This window comes from Pantoea dispersa (genome assembly GCF_014155765.1).
Lineage (GTDB): Bacteria > Pseudomonadota > Gammaproteobacteria > Enterobacterales > Enterobacteriaceae > Pantoea > Pantoea dispersa.
This window is the reverse complement of the sequence record NZ_SCKT01000003.1, coordinates 602,208-619,485: the sequence shown is the minus strand read 5'-3', so window position 1 is coordinate 619,485 and position 17,278 is coordinate 602,208. Positions and strand designations below refer to the sequence as shown.

Genomic DNA, 17,278 nt, shown 5'->3' with positions numbered 1-17,278 from the left:
AATGTCAGACGCCGTTCATATTTGTCATATTGCGCCCCGGCCGCGCTTCTATACTCGCCGGAGTTGAGCGGTAAGGAGCGGCAGCAATGAGTCACAGTCTGCACTGGCACGCCGGCGCGCGCGGGCGCCTGCTGATGTTTAACCTGCTGGTGGTGAGCGTTACGCTGGCGGTGAGCCTGGTGGCTATTTTCGGTTTTCGCCACGCCGGTCACATTCAGGAGCAGGCGCAGGCACAAACGCTGGCCGATATGAACGGCAGCCTGGCGCTGGCGCGTGATACGGCCAATGTCGCCATCGCCGCGGTGCGGCTGGCGCAGGTGGTGGGCGCGCTCGAATACCAGAGCGAGTCGGCGCGTCTGCAACAGACCCAGCAGGCGCTGCAGCAGTCGCTGAGTCAGCTGGCCAGCGCGCCGCTGGCCGCACAGCAGCCGGCGCTGCTGGCACGCATCCGCGAGCGCAGCCAGATGCTGGAGCAAAGCATCAGCCAGCTGCTGCTGGAGGGGCATCAGCGCCATTTACAGCGTAACGTGATGCTCAGCGGCCTGTGGCAGGCGCAGCTGCTGCTCAACCGTATCGACCTGCTGGCCAGCGACGGTGCGTTTCTGCCGCTGCGCCAGCAGACGGCCGCGCTGTTAACCGTGGCAATTCAGTCCGCCACGCCGCAAGCCGCAGTGCAACAGCTCAACAGCGTGCTGCCGATCTGGTCTGCGCTGCCGCTGCAGGGCGTGCTGGCGATGCAGCGCGCGCGGCTGGTCAGCACCAGCCAGCAGCTGCTGCCGGTGGCCGGTCAGCTGGAGCAGAGTGACATCGCCATCGCCTACGCCACGTATCGCATCAAGGCGCTGGTGGCGATGCTCAACGAAGACATCACTCACTACGTTGAGCTGGTAGCGCAGCAGAGCGATGCGCGCAGCGCCACCGCCCATCAGGAACTGGATTCAATCATCGGTTTCATCGGTCTGTTTATGCTGCTGGCGCTGCTGATTACCGGTTACGCCGGTTACTACATCTACCGCAATCTCGGCTCCAGCCTTACCGCCATCGCGCACGCCATGACGCGGCTGGCGCAGGGGGAGAAAAGCGTCAGCGTGCCCGGCCTGGCACGGCGCGATGAGCTGGGCGATCTGGCGCGCGCCTTTAACGTGTTCGCCCGCAACACCGCTTCGCTGGCGCACACCTCGCAGCTACTGAAAGAGAAAAGTAACCAGCTGGAATCGACCTTCCTCGCCATGCGCGACGGCTTCGCGCTGTTTGATAACAGCGGTCAGCTGGTGGTGTGGAATGCGCAGTACGCCGAACTGCTGGGCTTCGCGCCGCGCGAGCTGCATCGCGGCATGCACTATCAGCGTTTGCTCGATCGCGTCGATGTGCAGCTCAGCAGCCTGCACGACGCGCAGGAAGTCAGGTTGCCGGATGGCCGCACGCTGGAACTGCGCTTCAGCCCGGTACCGCGGCGCGGCATGGTCAACACGGTGCTGGAGCGCACCTCACGTAAGGCGCTGGAAGCGGCACTGCTGCACAGCCAGAAGATGAAAGCGGTCGGTCAGCTGACTGGCGGCCTGGCGCACGATTTCAATAATTTGCTAGCGGTGATCATCGGCAGCCTGGCGCTGACTGTCGATCAGCTGCCGCCCGGCACGCTGGCCAGCCGCATTGAGCGCGCGCGGCTGGCCGCCGATCGTGCCGCTCAGCTGACGCAGCGTCTGCTGGCCTTCTCACGCAAACAGGCGCTTTATCCGCGTGCCGTTGCGGTGGTGGAGCTGGTGGAAAATCTGCAGTCGCTGCTGCAGCACTCCCTGCTGCCCGGCCAGCATCTGGTGGTGGATGCGCAGCGCCCCGGCTGGCCGGCGTGGATTGATGCCGGCCAGCTGGAGAACGCCCTGATGAATCTGGTGGTGAACGCGCGCGATGCCATGGAGCGCCAGAGCGGCGAAATCCGCCTGCGCATCTGGAATCAGCGAATTCAGGAGGCCGATGGCAAGCGCGACCGCGTCACTATTGAAGTGATTGACCACGGCTGCGGCATGTCCGCCGAGGTGCGGGAACAGGTGTTTGAACCCTTCTTTACCACCAAAGCCACCGGCAGCGGCAGCGGGCTGGGGCTGTCGATGGTGTACGGATTTGTGCGCCAGTCCGGCGGACAGATCGAACTGGAGACCGCGCCGGGCCAGGGCACCACGGTGCGTCTGCTGCTGCCGCGCGCGCCGGAAGCCGCGCAGCCGCTGGTGAGCGCGCCGGTGCTGACGCCGCGCGCCAGCCGCGATCGCCTGATACTGGTGCTGGATGACGAGCCGGCGGTGCGCCAGACGCTGTGCGAACATCTGCATCAGCTGGGTTATCTGACGCTGGAGTGTGCTGATGGCGAGAGTGCGCTGACGCTGCTGCGCCAGACGCCGGATATCGATCTGCTGATCAGTGACCTGATGCTGCCGGGTGCCCTGAACGGTGCGGATGTGATTCGTCAGGCGCAGCAGCAGTGGCCACAGCTGGCCACCCTGCTGATCAGCGGTCAGGATCTGCGCCAGACGCCGGTGACGCTGCCGCTGTGTGAACGGCTGGCGAAACCCTGGCAGCAGGCGCAGCTGGTGCAGGCGCTGGAGCGCGCCTGGCAGCGCAGTGAACGGCTCAGTCGCGCGCGGCAGGCTGCCACAGCGGCACCCCTTTCCCGGTGATGTAGCGTTTACGCAGCCGGCTGGAGATGGCGTCCATCACCATCACGACTACCACCAGAATCACGGTCAGGAACATCACCACATCCCAGTTCCACAGGCGCATGTTTTCGGCGTAGACCAGCCCGACGCCACCGGCGCCGACAAAGCCCAGCACCGCCGCCGAGCGGGTGTTGGACTCAATCTGATACAGACTCAGCGCGAGAAAGGTGGGAAACGATTGGGTAAAAATGCCGTAACGGTGTTTTTGCAGGCTGTTGGCCCCCACCGCGCTCAGGCCGCGACTGGGTGAGCGTTCAACCGCTTCATGCCCTTCGGCATACAGCTTGCCCAGCAGGCCAACGTCCTGCATCACAATCGCCAGCACCCCGGCCAGCGGGCCCATGCCCACCGCCCGCACGAAGATCAATCCCCAGATGGCCATGTCGATGCCGCGCAGCACATCCAGCAGCCGGCGCACCAGCAGCGATATTGGCCGCGTCAGCGGATCGTGCATCACATTGCGCGCCGCCAGAAACGAGATCGGCAGCGCGATGACGGTGGCGGTGAGCGTGCCGGCAAACACGATCGCCAGCGTGATACCGACCTGCGAGAAATAGTAGCCAAACGGCCAGTTGACGAAATCCTGCCAGACGAACATGCGCAGGAAATAGCGTCCGAGCTGCTGGCAGCCGATGACAAAGCGCTGCCAGTCGATGCCGAACACGCTGAAGAAGAACAGATAGTAGAGCACCAGCGCCAGCGCAATCAGCGCGATGCGCCGCAGATAACGGTTTTGCGCGGCAAACAGTGCAGCGTGCTGCTGTTTCAGTTTCGCCACGTCGGGCGCTAAGGCGATCATTTTACGTCTCCTTCAACTACACGGCGGCGCAGCCAGCCGGATAGCGTATCCAGCAGCGATACCACCACGATGATCAGCAGCAGCGTCATGCTGACCTGATCGTAGCGATCCAGTTTGATGTTGGTCATCAGCTCCTGACCGATGCCGCCCGCGCCTACCAGCCCGAGGATGGTGGAGGAGCGGAAATTAATTTCCAGCCGCATAAAGCTGTAGGAGAGAAAGGTCGGTTTCACCTGCGGCCAGAAGGCGAAGCGCATACGCTGCAGCTTGCTGGCACCACAGGCGGCGAGACCGCGCACCGGTTTGTCGGAGGCGCTCTCAATTGATTCGTAGAACAGTTTGGTCAGACTGCCGATGGTGTGCAGCGCCAGCGCCAGAAAGCCGGGGATAGCGCCGATGCCGAACGCCATCACAAACATCACCGCCCACGCCAGTTCCGGCATGGTGCGCAGGAAGGCAACAAAGGCGCGAATCGCCATGCGCAGGCTGCGCGGCGTCTGGGTGTTATCGGCGGCGAAAAACGCCAGCACGGCGGCGATCAGTACCGCAATCAGGGTGGAGGACAGCGCCAGCTGCAGGGTTTCCCAGATCAGCGGCAGCTGAAAGTGCAGGCGATAGCCCCAGTAAGCCAGCGAACCCTCGGTTTTGACGTCCGCGAACAGCAGCGGCAGGTGCAGCACCGGCAGCGTTGCGCCGATGTAGTCAAAGAAGTGAGGCAGCGATTGCCAGACCGTGACCAGGTTGAATTCCGCCACGTTGCCGGCCGCGAGATAAAGCGCCACCAGCAGCAGCGACCACAGCAGCGTGTCGCGCTTTTGCTGGCGGCGAATACGTTGGTAGTAGTGTTCGAAATCGGTCAAGGGAGAGATCCTTTGTTGATGGCGAGGGATTGCCCTCACCCTAACCCTCTCCCGCCAGCGGGAGAGGGAATTGTCCGGCAGATTGATGCAGGCACGTACCCTATCCTTTGCTGCCAGCGGCGAGGGAATTGTCCGGTAGCACGTGCGGCCCCCTCTCCCCCCGGGAGAGGGCTGGGGTGAGGGAAATACCGCACGAAGCCACCCGCTCGTTACCCGCGAGCACCCTTCATCAGGTCGCGCTTCATATCGATGATATTCTGGTAATCCGCGACGCTGGCGGCGCCGATGTGCTGGGCACCGCCCACCGCTTTAACAAAGCAGCTGTGATCTTCTTTATCCAACTTCTTGATAGCGGCCACCACTTTCGCTTTGAAGTCAGCGGGCAGGTTATTACTCACCAGAATCGGGCCGTTAGGAATCAGCGGCGACTGCCAGATGATGCGGATCTGCTTCATCAGATCCGGGTGATCCATACGAATCAGACGACCAAAGGCCCCCGAGGTATAGCCACTGTTGTAATCGCCAATCAGCGACGTCCAGGTCACCGCGCCGTCGAACTGGCCGTTCAGCACGCCGAGGATGTCCTGCTCGTGGCCACCGGAAAACGTCACGCTGGAGAAGCTGTTGTTGTACTTATCATCCACCGTACCGCCAAACTCTTTCTTAAAGGCCTGATTGGGCATCAGGAAGCCGGAGGTGGAATCCGGATCGGCCATGCCAAACGATTTACCTTTCAGATCTTCCAGCTTCTTATACGGGCTGTCGGCTTTGACGATCACCACCGAGTGGTAACCTTTCGAGCCATCTTTGTCATCCACCACGATACCGACGATATCTACGGCCTTTGGGTTTTGCAGATAGACCGAGGCATAAGACGCCGGCGACATGCTCAGCACCATATCGATCTTGTTGCCCAGCAGTCCCTGAATCACGCCGGCATAGTCAGACGAGTTGCGCAGCTGCGTATCCACGCCCAGCTCTTTGTCGAAGAAGGTTTTCACACACTGGTTATCGCCAATCTGCTGGGTGGCGTTCTGCCCGCCCAGAATTCCCAGGTTCAGCTGTTTCGGTGCATCCGCTGCGTTAACGCCAAAAGCCATCAGAGCGCCTGTCAGTAAAGCTAAAGCAGTCAGTTTCATTGTGAGATTTTCTCTTGCCGTGGGAGTTAGTGGAGCTGGTTAATTTCGTCGCCGTACAGCGCATGCAGCAGGCTGTCGGTCAACTGAGCGGGATGGCCGTCAAACAGCACTTTGCCGCGCTGGATGCCGATCACCCGGGTGCAATACTGCTGCACCAGTTCAATCGAGTGCAGGTTGACCATCACGCTGATGCCCTGCTCGCTCACCTGGCGCAGCACATCCATGATGCGTTTGGTATTTTTGGGATCGAGCGACGCCACCGGCTCGTCAGCCAGCAGGATTTTCGGGCGCTGCATCAGCGCGCGGCAGATGGCGACGCGCTGCATCTGGCCGCCGGACAGATTCTCCGCCCGCTGCAGCGCCTGCGGCAGCATGTTCATCCACTGCAGCAGTTCAATGGCCTGCGCACGGTCGGTGTCGGAGAAGATTTTGAAAAAGGATTTCAGCGTTGAGGTCTGGCTGAGCCGGCCCAGCAGCACGTTGGTCAGCACGTCGAGGCGCGGCACCAGGCAGAAGTCCTGAAAGATCATGCCGCACTCGCTGCGCCATTCGCGCATCTGCCGGCTGTTGAGCGTCACCACATCGCGGTCCGCCTCGCCGTGACGCATGCTGAGAATCGCGCCTTCGCTGCTGGCAATGGTGCCGTTCAGCATATGCAGCAGGGTCGATTTGCCTGCGCCCGAGCGGCCGATTACCGCCACCAGCTCGCCCGCATGCAGATCGAAACTGACATCATCCAGCACGCGGTTATCACCGAAGGCTTTGCACAGCCCCTGCACCGACAGCACCTTGTCGCCATGGCGCTGGGCAGGATGTGCATTGTCGACGACGGTTTTGAGTAGTGCCTGTGCCATGTTGCGCTCCATCTCTTCTGAGGTGTTGATTGCCCGTTATTACGGACACTGGCGATGAAGGTCTGATGACAGAACCATGATTAAACGGTGACAGCGTCGCGCAAACCGACAGCAATCTGCTGGCCGTCGAACGGTACGCTGACGTTTTCCGGTAACCCATTGTCCAGCAACCAGTTATCCATCTCATGTGACAGGTGCACCAGCCATGCCTGGCGCGGAGCCAGCCGGGCCACGATGTCCAGTGCGCGGGTGACGTCGTTGTGATTACCCACCGCGGCGCGCGGCGCATCGTTGCAGTCGATCACCAGCTGATCGAGCGGCTGGCCCTGCAGGAAATCGGCGGTGTCCGGTGGCAAACCACAGGTGTCGCACAGCCACGCCAGCCGCGTGCCATGCCAGTCGAACAGGTAGCCGTAAGTCAGCCGCGAATGCTGCAGTGGCAGCGCCGTCACCTGCAGGCTGCCGAAGCTGTGCGCGACAAAAGGCGTCAGCGCCGGGCGAAACGCCAGCAGGCCGGGATGCTTAAACAGATCGTCGCAGCCCTTTTCATCCGGTGGCGCCCACACCGGAATCGGCGCGCCCCGGCCCCAGCGCAGACTGAACAGGCCGGCCACGTGGTCCATGTGGAAATGCGTCAGCAGAATGCGGCTCAGCTCACCGGGCTGGAAGCGCTGATGCAGATCGGGCAGGCCGGCATCGAGCAGGATGCGCTCGCGACCGGTGTCGATCAGCGCGCTGGTGGCGTGACGCGCATAGCGTGGCTGCTGCCGGGCGCGTTCACAGGCGCGGCAGTCGCAGCCGAACAGCGGCGCGGCCTGCACGCCGCCCGTACCGAGAAAGGTCAGATTCATGGCGGATGCTCCAGTAACTGGCGCAGCTGATGGAGCGTGTCGATCAGCGCGCCGTCGTTGTTGAGCGCGTGGCAGTGGGCGGGCAGCGGTTCTGCTGCGCGCGCCAGCCGTCGCTGAATGTCGGCTTCACTTTCGCGCCCGCGCTGGCGCAGCCGTGCCGCCAGTACGGCTGGCGAGACCTGCAGCACCAGCGGCAGCAGCTGCTCGCCGTAGTGCTGGCGCACGACTGGCAGATGCAGACGTGAACCGTTGACCAGCACGTTAAGACCGCGCGCCAGCCAGTGGTCAATCTCCTCGCCGAGCGCGTAGCTCAGGCCGTGTGCGCGCCAGCTGATGGCGAACAGGCCGAGCGCTTCCCGCCGGCGGAATTCGGCTTCGCTCAGCGCCACGTGGTTTTCACCACCGGCATCGGCCGGCCGCGTGATATAGCGATGGGCGATCACCAGCTTGTCCGGCGGCGCCTCGCGCAGCGCATTCAGCAGGCTGTCTTTACCCGAGCCCGAGGGCCCGGTCAGCCAGATGAGGCGCGCCATCAGAACACCAGTCTGCCCTGTGACCAGACGTGGCGAATGTGCACATGACCGTGATCGGTGTGTGCCAGCACCAGATCGGCGCGCAGCCCTTCCGCAATCGTGCCGCGATCGTGCAGGCCAATCGCCTGTGCCGGGTTGCGCGTGACCAGCGCCGCCGCCTGCGGTAGCGTCAGCGCATTACGCTCGTCGGCCACCAGGCGGAATACCGCATCCAGCAGGCTGGCCGGATAGTAATCCGACGAGAGGATGTCCAGCAGGCCGTGGCTGGCCAGCTGCCACGCCGCGACATTGCCGGAGTGCGATCCGCCGCGCACGATGTTGGGCGCGCCCATCAGCACCCGCATACCGCAGTCGCGCGAGGCGCGAGCCGCTTCAAGCGTGGTCGGAAACTCGGCAATGGCGCTGCCCACCGCGTGTGACTCCGCGACATGCGCCGCCGTGGCATCATCGTGGCTGGCAACCGGAATACCGCGCGCCTGGCACAGGCCAGCGATGGCGTTGCGGTTCGGCGTGGAGAATTCGGCAGCCAGCGCCAGCTGTTCGCGCTCAAACTGATCCATCTGCTCATCGTTGAGCTGATATTTGCCCTGATAGTAGGTGCGGTACATCTCCAGCGACGCATACTGGCGCTGGCCGGGTGAATGATCCATCAGCGACACCAGCGACAGCTCCGGGGTGCTCATCAGCGCTTCAAACAGCGGCAGCGTGGTGTGATGGGGTAGCTCACAGCGCAGGTGCAGCTGGTGGTCGGCGCGGTTGATGCCCTTGCGGTTGCTGTCCTGAATCGCCGTAATCATTTTGCTCAGGTTTTCAAGGCGATGACCGCCGTCGCGTACATCACCGACGCCGATGGCGTCCAGCACCGTGGTGATGCCGCTGGCGACCATCAGTGCATCGTGGCTGCTCATCGCCGAATGCGCCGGCCAGTCGACTTTGGGCCGTGGCGTAAAGAATTTATCGAGGTTGTCGGTATGCAGCTCGACCAGCCCCGGCAGCAAAAACGCGTTCCCGCCGTCCAGCGCGCCCGGCTGCTGACTGCCACTGTCGCTGAAGCTGGCGATCCGGTCGCCGCGCATCTCCAGCGATCCGCTGACGACCTCATTTTCCAGCACCAGCCGGACATTATTCACGATCATGCCTGTTCTCCTGTGTGCAGCGGCTGCATGACGTGCAGGCGGTCGGCCACCCGGGCGCGCACCGCTTCGTCATGGAAAATACCTACGATAGCGGCCCCGCGGGCGCGCGCCTGTTCAATCAGCTCCACCACCGCCGCGCTGTTAGCGCTGTCGAGTGACGCCGTGGGTTCATCCAGCAGCAGCACCGGATAGTCAGCGATAAAGCCGCGTGCGATGTTGACGCGCTGCTGTTCCCCGCCGGAGAAGGTCGAGGGGGCCAGCGACCACAGGCGCTGCGGCACGTTAAGACGCGTCAGCAGTTCGCGGGCGCGCTGTTCACAGCGGGCGCGTTCGACGCCGCGCTCCAGCAGCGGCTGCATGACAATCTCCAGCGTCGGTACGCGCGGAATCACGCGCAGAAACTGGCTGACCCAGCCGACGGTGTCACGGCGGATCGCCAGCATCTGACGCGCCGGTGCCTGTGCCAGATCGACCCAATGGCCGTGATGCTGCAGCCAGATGTGACCGCTGTTGGCCTGATAGTTACCGTACAGCGCACGCAGCAGCGTGGATTTACCGCTGCCGGAGCGCCCGTGCAGCACCACGCATTCGCTGGCTGCCACCTCAAGACTGGCGTGCTGCAGCACCGGCAGCTCGGCGCTGTTCTGGTTGTGCATCACAAAGGTTTTGCTGAGATTCTCTACGCGCAAAATGGGTTGCATGTTGATGTCCTGATAATGATTCGTGCAGCCGCACGTAACCGTAGCGGCGCGATTTATCGCGCATTTAACAGCAACGCTCGCTGTTCAACTGAGCGCAATAAATTGCGCCGCTACGATTGGTGCACACCTCATGAGTAGGGCGCATTAATGCGCACCGCCAGCGTGTTCTATGCCAGCACCGATGAAACCAGCAGCTGGGTGTACGGATGGTGCGGATCGTCGAGCACCCGGTCGGTGAGCCCGCTCTCCACCACTTTGCCCTGCTTCATCACCAGCAGGCGGTGCGCCAGCAGACGCGCGACGCCGAGATCGTGGGTGACGATAATCACCGCCAGATTCAGTTCGCGTACCAGCGTGCGCAGCAGATCCAGCAGGCGCGCCTGTACCGAAACATCCAGCCCGCCGGTCGGCTCATCCATAAACACTAGCGTCGGCTGCGTCACCAGGTTGCGCGCAATCTGCAAACGCTGCTGCATGCCGCCGGAAAAGGTGGTGGGCAGATCGTCGATGCGGTTGGCCGGAATTTCGACGTCCCGCAGCCAGCGCAGCGCCTCGTTACGGATGTCGCCGTAATGGCGCTGTCCAATCGCCATCAGACGCTCACCAATATTGCCGCCCGCCGTCACCTGCGGACGCAGGCCATCCAGCGGATGCTGATGCACCACGCCCCACTCGGTGCGCAGTAACCGCCGGCGCTCGCTCTCGCTGAGCTGATACAGATCGCGGCCGTGGTAAAGAATGTTGCCCTGCTGGGGCGCCAGACGCGCCGACAGGCTGCGCAGCAGCGTGGTTTTCCCCGAGCCGGATTCACCGACAATCCCCAGCACTTCTCCGGGATAGAGCGCAAAACTGACGTCTTCAAAACCTTTGCCCGGCGCGTAGAGGTGCGTCAGGTTATTGACCGCGAGCAGCGGCTGTTCACTGTGCATGCTGTTGTTCCTGCTGCTGGTGGCAAAAATCGGTATCGGAGCAGACAAACATGCGCGTACCGGCATCATCCATCACCACTTCGTCGAGATAGCTGTGGCGCGAACCGCACAGCGCACAGGGTTGTTCCCAGCTCTGCACGCTGAACGGGTGATCGTCGAAATCAAGACTTTCCACTTTGGTGTAGGGCGGCAGCGCATAAATGCGTTTTTCACGTCCGGCACCAAACAGCTGCAGTGCCGGCATCATGTGCATCTTCGGATTGTCGAATTTGGGAATCGGCGACGGATCCATCACGTAGCGATCGTTAACCTTCACCGGATAGGCATAGGTGGTGGCGATATGGCCGTAGCGGGCAATATCTTCATACAGCTTGACCTGCATGATGCCGTACTCCTCCAGCGCGTGCATGGTGCGGGTTTCCGTCTCTCGCGGCTCAATAAAGCGCAGCGGCTCCGGGATCGGCACCTGGAAAATCAGCACCTGATCCTCTTCAAGCGGCGTCTCCGGAATGCGGTGCCGCGTCTGGATCAGCGTGGCGTCTTTGGTGGCTTCGGTGGTTGCCGCCCCGCTGACGCGCTGGAAGAAGCGCCGGATAGAGACCGCGTTGGTGGTGTCATCCGCGCCCTGATCGATCACTTTCAGCACGTCGCTGTCGCCAATAATGCTGGCGGTGATCTGGATGCCGCCGGTACCCCAGCCATACGGCATCGGCATTTCGCGGCCGGCAAACGGCACCTGATAGCCAGGGATCGCGACCGCTTTCAGAATGGCGCGGCGGATGGTGCGTTTGGTCTGCTCATCCAGGTAGCCGTTGTTGTAGCCGGTTAACTCACTCATCATTCTGCTCCTGATGCTGTTGGCGCAGCCGCTGCAGCAGCTCCAGCTCCGCCTGGAAATCCACGTAATGCGGCAGTTTCAGGTGCGAGACAAAGCCGGCGGCTTCGACGTTATCGGCGTGCGACAGCACGAACTCTTCGTCCTGCGCCGGCCCGGCAATGCGCTCCTGATACTCGGGTGCCTGCAGCGCACGGTCCACCAGCGCCATCGCCATCGCCTTACGCTCTGCGCGTCCGAACACCAGACCATAGCCGCGGGTAAAGTGTGGGGCGCTGTCGCCCTGGGTGGTGAAGCCGTTGACCATTTCGCATTCGGTCAGCAGGATCTCGCCAATTTCAATCTCAAAACCCAGCTCTTCGGGGCAGATCGACACGCTGAGATAGCCGGTGCGGATTTCACCGGCAAACGGATGGTTGCGGCCATAGCCGCGCTGGGTCGAATAACCAAGCGCCAGCAGAAACCCTTCGTCGCCGCGCACCAGCTGCTGTAAGCGGGCAGCGCGTGACGCCGGATAACCGGGCGGCTGGCGCGTGATGTCGCACGGCTCGCTGCCGTCATCCTCTTCACGCGCTGCCAGCCCTTCACGCGTCATCATGCTGAACACATGCGGGCAACGCTGCGCCAGCGCCTGATCGTCACGCGCGGCGGTCGGCGTTTCGCCGTTGGCCAGCAGGGTAAAATCCAGCAGGCGGTGGCTGTAGTCATAGGTCGGGCCCAGCACCTGGCCACCGGGCAGATCTTTGTAAACCGCCGAGATGCGGCGCTCGATGCGCATTTCCGCGGTTTCCAGCGCCAGGCTGTCCGCGAGGCGCGGCAGCGTGGTGCGGTAGGCGCGCAGCAGGAAAATCGCCTCGACCAAATCACCACTGGCCTGTTTGATGGCTAAGGCCGCCAGCTGTGTGTCAAAGATGCCGCCTTCGGTCATCACCCGGTCCACCGCCAGCCCCAGCTGTTGCGCCACCTGGTCGCAGCCCAGCTCCGCCACGCTGCGATCGCCACGGCGCAGATCGGCCTGCAGCTGATGGGCGCTGGCAATCGCCTTTTCGCCCCCTTTCACGGCTACATACATCAGCACACCTCCACGTCGGTGGTGCGTGGCAGCGCCATCATCGCTTCACCGCAGGTGAAAATCAGATCCACCCCCTGCGGGAACGGATGCGGGCGCTCACGCAGATAGGTCAGAATGGCGGCCGGCAGCTGCGGCGCGATGGCGCGCGGCTCACGCAGGCCGGGCCCGGAGAGGCGCAGCGTCAACCCGCCGTTGAGCGACGGCACTTCGACAATCAGCGTGGTGCTCTTCTCAGGGGACAGATTGTCACCGGCGGCGAAGCAGGCGGGATCGGGATTGGCCGCCGCGTGGGTCAGCGCAAACGGGGCATCGCGCTCATCGACAATCGGTACGCCGGTGTGAAAGCGCAGGTTGCTGCGCACGATATCGCTGTCCACGCGGCGATCCAGCCACAGCGCGCTCTCCTGATCGACCAGCGTCAGCAGCACCGCCGTTGCGGCCGGGGAGAGATCGCCCCAGCCCTGCGCCAGCGGCAGCGAGACCATCACGCCCGGCTCGCTCATCGCTTTGAGAATGCGGCGGAAGGCGCGCTGGGCGTCGGCAACCGGATGGTTAAAACTTGCCAGTAATGTCATTCGTTATCTCCGCGAACCAGCGTAAAGAAATCCACTTTGGAGCTGGCGATCTCCCGCGCGCGCAGCTGGCGCTGCTCTTCACGCAGTGCCGCCAGCGGCGCAATAATTTTTTCCTGCAGCAGCGCCTGGGTTTCAGGCTGTTGCAGCAGCGCATCAATCAGCGCGCAACGTTCGGCATGCGCCTTATCGCGCCCCAGCACATAGCTAAAACCCAGCATGCCGTCGTGCAGTCTGATCACCGCGCGGGTGACGGTGGCATCGCCCATGACGAAGCGTTTCCCGCTGCCGCCCATGCGCGCCTGCAGGCGGGTTAAACCGGTTTCCGCCGGGCGCAGGCGCTCGAAAGCGGGTGTAAGCTGTAGCGACTGCCAGTGGCTGGCCAGCGCGCTGGCTTCACTGTGCGCCAGCACCGAAAGCCAGTGCTGACGGGCGGTTTGCTGTTTCATTGGTGCTCCAGGGTGAGTTCAATCATGTCGCCACGCGTCAGGCTGACGGAGTACTCCGCCACCTGACCGTCCGGCTGTGTATTCAGGGTGCGCACGCACAGCAGCGGCGCGTGCAGCGTAATCTCCAGCTGTTTGCACTCTTTGGCCTGTGCGCGGCGGGTACTGATGCGGGTCTGACGGCGGCTCAGCTGCAGGCCGAGCTGCTGCTGCATGAAGTCGTGCAGGGAACCGTGCTGGAACGTCTGCAGCGCCGGCCACCAGCGCAGGTCGGCAAGATAGTGGTTGATTACGCACACCGGCACACTGTTGACGCGGCGCAGGGTGCGTAAGTGAATGACGCTGGCGCCCTCGTCACTGCCCAGCGCGGCAGCCACGTCGCTGCTGGCCGGACGCAGTACCGCCAGCAGCCGTTCGCTGGTGGGATGACTGCCCTGCTCCAGCAGGTTCTGGCTAAAGCGCGCCTGGGCATGCAGCGGATAGTCGTACGGGCGCATCAGCACCAGGATGCCGACGCCATGGCGCCGCTGCAGCAGGCCTTTGTTCACCAGCTCATCCACGGCCCGGCGCAGCGTATGGCGATTGACGGCATAGTGATCGGCCAGCTGCTGTTCAGACGGCAGATAATCGCCGCAGCGATAGCGCTCCTGCAGCGCCTGCTCCAGCTGGGCGGCAACCGCCTGATAGACAGTGGTCGGATGTCTGGATATCTCCATCACGCTCAATACCTCATTCGCTTCAGGTTGAGGGGCGCAGCGGAAGAGGCTGCGGAATGGCGACTACAGTGCGGGAGACAGATGACAGTGCCGTGACGGCTCAGTGACGTGCGGATGAATTTGCTTTAAGGCAGCAGGATGGCAGCCAGACAGCGGCCAATTCAATAAAATCCACTTAACTGTTACCTTTGTGACTATGCGCAAAAAAATCGCGTGCAGTTTCACGCCTTTAACGCTTCCCTTACCAGATGCAGGCTGCGTAAATTCTGCTAATTTATTCAGTAAGCCCTGCCCGGAGCGCGAAACCTTAAAATGATAAACACCTTCAAACTTTCGCACGGTTTTCGCCGCAATTTTTTGCGCGAAGTGATCCTGCCGCTGGTGGCGATTTTGCTGCTGACTTTTCTCGGTGCCGGTTTCGGCCTGTTCTGGAGCACCTCGGCCACCAACCATGAGGCGCGCGAGCAGCAGCAGCGGATGATCGCCGCCTCGTTCAATCAGAGCCTGAGTGAACATCTGCGCCAGCTGCGCAGCCTGACGCGCTGGTCCCCGCTCGCCGATCAACTGGCGCAGCCGCAGCCGGACAGCGACTGGCTGAATCAAAACGTCGGTAGCTGGCTGTACGATATGTTTGATCATCAGCTGATTGTGCTGCTTGACCGCACCAATCAGCCGACCGCCGTGTGGCGCAACGGCCAGCCAGTGGCGGATCTGCGCATCGGACCGTACCTGCGCGATCTGTTGCAGACGCCACTGGTGCAAAGCAGTGATGAGGTACCCGGTCCGGCCGACCGCGCGGATTTTGTGCGCATCGGCCAGCGTGCGGCAGCGCTGGCGGTGGGCGATATCAGCAGCACGCGCGAGGCCGGGCGCTACCGGCTGGTGAGTATTAAGTTTCTTGATGATGGCTATCTGCGCAACCTGTCTGAACGCAGCCAGCTGCGGCAGCTCTTCTTTAGCGATGGCGTACCGCAGAACGAACACAAAGCGCGCTATCCGCTGACCTCGCGTCAGGGCGATATCGTCGGCTACCTCAGCTGGGATCCGGACAAGCCGGGCGCGCAGATGTTGCGTACCCTCGGCCCCTCCACGCTGATTTCGGTGCTGCTGATCACCCTGCTGTGTCTGTTTATGGTGCGGCGTATCTGGACTTCCTCGCTCGATTTATCGCAGTCGCTACTGAAGCTCGGGGCCAGCGAGGCGCAGGCGCAGCATCTGGCGTTTCACGATGTGCTGACCGGGCTGCCGAACCGGGCGCTGGTGGAAGATCGGCTGACTCAGGCACTGGCCGCCGCCACCCGTCATGACCAGCGCGTGGCGTTACTGCTGCTGGATCTGGATCGCTTCAAAATCATTAACGATACCTGGGGCCATCACGCCGGCGATGATTTGATTATCGAGGTGGCGCGCCGCCTGAGCCACCTGGTGCGCGCCAGCGATACCGTCGGGCGTATTGGCGGCGATGAATTTATCATCGTGATGCCGGAAGTAGAGAATATCGGTCAGGTGCAGGCGCTGGCGCAGCGCATCATCACCGCGCTGGGCGAGCCGTATCAGCTGGTGGGCAACGAACTGTGGGTTGGCGTCAGCATTGGCCTGGCGCTGGCACCCCGCGATGGCATTGACCGGCTGGAGCTGATGCGCAAAGCCGACATAGCGCTGTACGAGGCGAAAAATGGCGGACGCGGTCAGTATCGCCAGTTTGAAAAGGTGATGGATGAATCGCTGCGTACGCGGCAGCAGATAGCGGCGGATCTGCGTCAGGCGCTGGTCACGTACGACGGTCTGGCGGTGTGGTATCAGCCGCTGATGGAGATCAGCGGCCAGCGGATTGTCGGACTGGAAGCGCTGCTGCGCTGGCATCATCCGCAGCGCGGCGATGTGTCGCCTGCGGACTTTATCGCCATCGCCGAAGAGACCGGCATGATTATTCCGCTGGGCGAATGGGTGCTGCGCGAGGCCTGCAAAACCGCCCTGAAGTTACCGCAGGTGATTGTGGCGGTGAACGTTTCGCCGGTGCAGTTCCGCGCCAGCGGGTTTGTCGAACGCATGATTGAGATTGTGCAGTCGGAAGGTGCCGATCCGCAGCGGCTGGAGCTGGAAATCACCGAAGGCGTGTTGATTGAGGATGAACACGAAGCGCGCAACAGCATTATCGCGCTGCGCGACGCCGGGTTCCGTATCGCGCTGGATGATTTCGGCACCGGCTATTCGAGCCTGAATTATCTCAGCACGTTTCCGGTCGACAAGATTAAAATCGACCGGTCGTTTACCCAGTCGCTGGGCGTGGCGGAGAACTCCACCGCGATTGTTGAATCCGTGGTACGCCTCGGCCACGCCATGGGCCTGACCGTCACCGCCGAAGGCGTCGAAACCGAGGGCCAGAAAAACGCGCTGGCCGATGCCGGGTGTAATGAGCTGCAGGGATATTTGTTCAGCCGGGCGGTGCCGTTGAGCGAGATTGAGCGGATGGTGTGAGGATGCAGAAGAGACGCGATAAACTGCGTCGCTACGATTTGTGCGGGAATGTATTTACGTGCAGATCTATGACGGACATCGTAGCGGCGTTATTTGTCGCGCTTTTCTGAATCTGGATCGGAGAAGTTGAAAAAAAATCTGAAAAATTGATTCGGATAGCAGATGCTCTGTGAAAGGAGGCTGTTATGCAATTCAGAAAACAATTACGACTGTTGCATTACGATTACGCTGCAGCGGGAGCTTATTTCATTACCCTCGTTACGCGACAACGGTTATGTCTGTTTGGCCGTATCAGGCAGGCGCAACTGATTCCCAGTAAAACAGGGAGTGTTGTATATCAGGAATGGCTTAATCTGTCGTTACGTGTTCCAGGATTGATGACAGATGCATTTGTTGTGATGCCAAATCACCTACACGGCATTTTGTGGCTGTGTGGCGAGAACAATAATTCCTTAAGCAGAATCGTATCTGGTTATAAGGCAGGCGTTAGTCGGGTTATCGCAAACAGAGTGTGGCAACACAATTTTTATGAGCGGGTTATACGCAATGAAAAAGAGCTGTTTTTCGCACGGCAATATATTGAGCAAAACCCGTTGAGGTGGGAGCTGGATCATTATTATCAACAAGAGTGATGCCGGTTATAAAG

The 17,278-nt window shown here is 61.8% G+C and carries 17 protein-coding genes; 3 read left to right on the top strand and 14 right to left on the bottom strand.

What is annotated here, in order from left to right; all coding sequences use genetic code 11:
- Nucleotides 1–86 precede the first annotated feature (86 nt).
- Complete coding sequence (locus H7K56_RS12875) at nucleotides 87–2,672, top strand: ATP-binding protein (protein ID WP_141495268.1); 2,586 nt, start codon at nucleotides 87–89, stop codon at nucleotides 2,670–2,672.
- On the opposite strand, the gene phnE (H7K56_RS12870) is transcribed toward H7K56_RS12875, so the two are convergent.
- The 14 genes from phnE (H7K56_RS12870) to phnF form a co-directional block, all read right to left on the bottom strand.
- Nucleotides 2,626–3,510 carry a phosphonate ABC transporter, permease protein PhnE gene (gene phnE / locus H7K56_RS12870; RefSeq protein ID WP_125310050.1) on the bottom strand — a complete coding sequence of 295 codons (885 nt, stop codon included), beginning with the start codon at nucleotides 3,508–3,510 and terminating at the stop codon, nucleotides 2,626–2,628. The two genes, H7K56_RS12875 and phnE (H7K56_RS12870), sit on opposite strands and share 47 nt — an antisense overlap.
- The gene (phnE, locus tag H7K56_RS12865) at nucleotides 3,507–4,370 is read right to left on the bottom strand and encodes a phosphonate ABC transporter, permease protein PhnE (protein WP_058757354.1); all 864 of its coding nucleotides are present in this window, start codon (nucleotides 4,368–4,370) and stop codon (nucleotides 3,507–3,509) included. The genes phnE (H7K56_RS12870) and phnE (H7K56_RS12865) overlap by 4 nt, the downstream gene beginning before the upstream one ends.
- A gap of 209 nt (nucleotides 4,371–4,579) precedes the next feature.
- Nucleotides 4,580–5,509 (bottom strand): phosphonate ABC transporter substrate-binding protein, encoded by a 930-nt coding sequence (gene phnD / locus H7K56_RS12860; protein ID WP_150360844.1) that lies wholly within the window; start codon nucleotides 5,507–5,509, stop codon nucleotides 4,580–4,582.
- Nucleotides 5,510–5,535: 26 nt separating this feature from the next.
- Nucleotides 5,536–6,363 (bottom strand): phosphonate ABC transporter ATP-binding protein, encoded by an 828-nt coding sequence (phnC, locus tag H7K56_RS12855; protein ID WP_021509805.1) that lies wholly within the window; start codon nucleotides 6,361–6,363, stop codon nucleotides 5,536–5,538.
- A gap of 80 nt (nucleotides 6,364–6,443) precedes the next feature.
- Nucleotides 6,444–7,214: a phosphonate metabolism protein PhnP gene (phnP, locus tag H7K56_RS12850; protein ID WP_058774781.1), complete on the bottom strand. Its 771-nt coding sequence runs from the start codon at nucleotides 7,212–7,214 to the stop codon at nucleotides 6,444–6,446.
- Nucleotides 7,211–7,747 carry a ribose 1,5-bisphosphokinase gene (phnN, locus tag H7K56_RS12845; protein WP_104188816.1) on the bottom strand — a complete coding sequence of 179 codons (537 nt, stop codon included), beginning with the start codon at nucleotides 7,745–7,747 and terminating at the stop codon, nucleotides 7,211–7,213. The genes phnP and phnN overlap by 4 nt, the downstream gene beginning before the upstream one ends.
- Nucleotides 7,747–8,883, bottom strand: a complete 1,137-nt coding sequence (phnM, locus tag H7K56_RS12840; RefSeq protein WP_058774782.1) for an alpha-D-ribose 1-methylphosphonate 5-triphosphate diphosphatase — start codon at nucleotides 8,881–8,883, stop codon at nucleotides 7,747–7,749. Before phnM ends, phnN begins: the two co-directional genes overlap by 1 nt.
- Nucleotides 8,880–9,584, bottom strand: a complete 705-nt coding sequence (gene phnL, locus H7K56_RS12835; RefSeq protein WP_150360843.1) for a phosphonate C-P lyase system protein PhnL — start codon at nucleotides 9,582–9,584, stop codon at nucleotides 8,880–8,882. Before phnL ends, phnM begins: the two co-directional genes overlap by 4 nt.
- A 167-nt stretch (nucleotides 9,585–9,751) precedes the next feature.
- On the bottom strand, nucleotides 9,752–10,513 hold the full coding sequence (phnK, locus tag H7K56_RS12830) for a phosphonate C-P lyase system protein PhnK (protein WP_150360842.1): 762 nt from the start codon (nucleotides 10,511–10,513) through the stop codon (nucleotides 9,752–9,754).
- On the bottom strand, nucleotides 10,503–11,351 hold the full coding sequence (locus tag H7K56_RS12825; protein ID WP_021509799.1) for an alpha-D-ribose 1-methylphosphonate 5-phosphate C-P-lyase PhnJ: 849 nt from the start codon (nucleotides 11,349–11,351) through the stop codon (nucleotides 10,503–10,505). The genes phnK and H7K56_RS12825 overlap by 11 nt, the downstream gene beginning before the upstream one ends.
- Nucleotides 11,344–12,420 carry a carbon-phosphorus lyase complex subunit gene (locus tag H7K56_RS12820; RefSeq protein ID WP_150360841.1) on the bottom strand — a complete coding sequence of 359 codons (1,077 nt, stop codon included), beginning with the start codon at nucleotides 12,418–12,420 and terminating at the stop codon, nucleotides 11,344–11,346. The genes H7K56_RS12825 and H7K56_RS12820 overlap by 8 nt, the downstream gene beginning before the upstream one ends.
- Nucleotides 12,420–12,995 carry a phosphonate C-P lyase system protein PhnH gene (phnH, locus tag H7K56_RS12815; RefSeq protein ID WP_058771117.1) on the bottom strand — a complete coding sequence of 192 codons (576 nt, stop codon included), beginning with the start codon at nucleotides 12,993–12,995 and terminating at the stop codon, nucleotides 12,420–12,422. The genes H7K56_RS12820 and phnH overlap by 1 nt, the downstream gene beginning before the upstream one ends.
- On the bottom strand, nucleotides 12,992–13,441 hold the full coding sequence (gene phnG, locus H7K56_RS12810; protein WP_021509796.1) for a phosphonate C-P lyase system protein PhnG: 450 nt from the start codon (nucleotides 13,439–13,441) through the stop codon (nucleotides 12,992–12,994). Before phnG ends, phnH begins: the two co-directional genes overlap by 4 nt.
- Nucleotides 13,438–14,154 carry a phosphonate metabolism transcriptional regulator PhnF gene (gene phnF, locus H7K56_RS12805; protein ID WP_021509795.1) on the bottom strand — a complete coding sequence of 239 codons (717 nt, stop codon included), beginning with the start codon at nucleotides 14,152–14,154 and terminating at the stop codon, nucleotides 13,438–13,440. Before phnF ends, phnG begins: the two co-directional genes overlap by 4 nt.
- Nucleotides 14,155–14,466: 312 nt before the next feature.
- Between phnF and H7K56_RS12800 the strand changes: the two genes are divergently transcribed.
- Together H7K56_RS12800 and H7K56_RS12795 are read left to right on the top strand one after the other, a co-directional pair.
- Nucleotides 14,467–16,632 (top strand): putative bifunctional diguanylate cyclase/phosphodiesterase, encoded by a 2,166-nt coding sequence (locus tag H7K56_RS12800; protein ID WP_150360840.1) that lies wholly within the window; start codon nucleotides 14,467–14,469, stop codon nucleotides 16,630–16,632.
- Nucleotides 16,633–16,817: 185 nt separating this feature from the next.
- A complete protein-coding gene (locus H7K56_RS12795) occupies nucleotides 16,818–17,264 on the top strand; it encodes a transposase (protein ID WP_150360839.1) in 447 nt (148 codons plus the stop codon).
- The last annotated feature ends 14 nt before the right edge of the window (nucleotides 17,265–17,278 follow it).

Bases quoted from the DNA above. Each gene is read 5' to 3' on its own strand.
- phnH (WP_058771117.1), bottom strand. From the start codon at position 12,995: ATGACATTACTGGCAAGTTTTAACCATCCGGTTGCCGACGCCCAGCGC.
- H7K56_RS12800 (WP_150360840.1), top strand. From the start codon at position 14,467: ATGATAAACACCTTCAAACTTTCGCACGGTTTTCGCCGCAATTTTTTG.
- H7K56_RS12825 (WP_021509799.1), bottom strand. From the start codon at position 11,351: ATGAGTGAGTTAACCGGCTACAACAACGGCTACCTGGATGAGCAGACC.
- phnG (WP_021509796.1), bottom strand. From the start codon at position 13,441: ATGAAACAGCAAACCGCCCGTCAGCACTGGCTTTCGGTGCTGGCGCAC.
- H7K56_RS12820 (WP_150360841.1), bottom strand. From the start codon at position 12,420: ATGTATGTAGCCGTGAAAGGGGGCGAAAAGGCGATTGCCAGCGCCCAT.
- H7K56_RS12795 (WP_150360839.1), top strand. From the start codon at position 16,818: ATGCAATTCAGAAAACAATTACGACTGTTGCATTACGATTACGCTGCA.
- phnD (WP_150360844.1), bottom strand. From the start codon at position 5,509: ATGAAACTGACTGCTTTAGCTTTACTGACAGGCGCTCTGATGGCTTTT.
- phnF (WP_021509795.1), bottom strand. From the start codon at position 14,154: ATGGAGATATCCAGACATCCGACCACTGTCTATCAGGCGGTTGCCGCC.
- phnK (WP_150360842.1), bottom strand. From the start codon at position 10,513: ATGCACAGTGAACAGCCGCTGCTCGCGGTCAATAACCTGACGCACCTC.
- phnN (WP_104188816.1), bottom strand. From the start codon at position 7,747: ATGGCGCGCCTCATCTGGCTGACCGGGCCCTCGGGCTCGGGTAAAGAC.
- phnE (WP_125310050.1), bottom strand. From the start codon at position 3,510: ATGATCGCCTTAGCGCCCGACGTGGCGAAACTGAAACAGCAGCACGCT.
- phnM (WP_058774782.1), bottom strand. From the start codon at position 8,883: ATGATCGTGAATAATGTCCGGCTGGTGCTGGAAAATGAGGTCGTCAGC.
- phnC (WP_021509805.1), bottom strand. From the start codon at position 6,363: ATGGCACAGGCACTACTCAAAACCGTCGTCGACAATGCACATCCTGCC.
- phnL (WP_150360843.1), bottom strand. From the start codon at position 9,584: ATGCAACCCATTTTGCGCGTAGAGAATCTCAGCAAAACCTTTGTGATG.
- H7K56_RS12875 (WP_141495268.1), top strand. From the start codon at position 87: ATGAGTCACAGTCTGCACTGGCACGCCGGCGCGCGCGGGCGCCTGCTG.
- phnP (WP_058774781.1), bottom strand. From the start codon at position 7,214: ATGAATCTGACCTTTCTCGGTACGGGCGGCGTGCAGGCCGCGCCGCTG.